This is a genomic window from Streptomyces griseus subsp. griseus (genome assembly GCF_000720255.1).
GTDB classification, from domain to species: domain Bacteria; phylum Actinomycetota; class Actinomycetes; order Streptomycetales; family Streptomycetaceae; genus Streptomyces; species Streptomyces griseus_I.
Map to the genome: position 1 here is coordinate 1 of NZ_JOJE01000130.1, position 988 is coordinate 988.

1 protein-coding gene is annotated in these 988 nt (G+C 68.5%); it reads left to right on the forward strand.

The annotated features are described in order from the left end of the window. Positions 1-988 (forward strand): arabinofuranosidase catalytic domain-containing protein (locus IG99_RS43420; protein ID WP_037684554.1); only part of this gene is annotated, 988 nt, incomplete at both ends.

Below are 988 nucleotides of genomic sequence, written 5' to 3' on the forward strand. Positions count from 1 at the left end.
GGGGCCGTGCGACATCTACGCCGCGGGCGGCACCCCCTGCGTCGCCGCGCACAGCACCACCCGCGCCCTGTACGGGGCGTACAACGGCCCGCTGTACCAAATCAAGCGCGCCTCCGACAACACGACCAAGAACATCGTCCCGCTGACCGCCGGAGGTGTCGCCGACGCCGCCGCGCAGGACTCCTTCTGCGCGAACACCAGCTGCGTCATCACCGTCATCTACGACCAGTCCCCCAAGGGCAACAACCTCACCCAGGCGCTCAAGGGCTACTGGCCCGGGCCGGCCGAGGGCGGGAACGACAATCTGGCCAACGCCTTCGAGGCGCCGGTCACCGTCGGCGGCCACAAGGCGTACGGCGTCTACGTGGCCCCCGGCACCGGCTACCGCAACAACAACACCAACGGCATCGCCACCGGCGACCAGCCCGAGGGCATGTACGCGATCTTCGACGGCACGCACGTCAACGGCGGCTGCTGCTTCGACTACGGCAACGCCGAGACGACCGGCAACGACGACGGCAACGGCACCATGGAGGCCATCTACTTCGGCACCAGCACGGGGTGGGGCTCCGGGAGTGGCACCGGCCCCTGGATCATGGCCGACCTGGAGAACGGCCTGTTCTCCGGGGTCAACCGCGGAGTGAACGCGGGCGACCCGACCATCAACCACCGGTTCACGACCGCCATCGTCAAGGGCGGCGCGAACCAGTGGGCCATCCGCGGCGGCAACGCCCAGTCGGGCAGCCTGTCCACCTTCTACAACGGCATACGCCCCACCGTCGGCGGCTACAACCCGATGAAGAAGCAGGGCGCGATCATCCTCGGCATCGGCGGTGACAACAGCAACACCGGCCAAGGCACCTTCTACGAAGGCGTCATGACCTCGGGCTACCCCTCTGACGCCACCGAGAACGCCGTCCAGGCCAACATCACCGCCGCCGGCTACAACAGCGGCTCGACCAGCACCGGAACCCTCACCCCCGGCTCC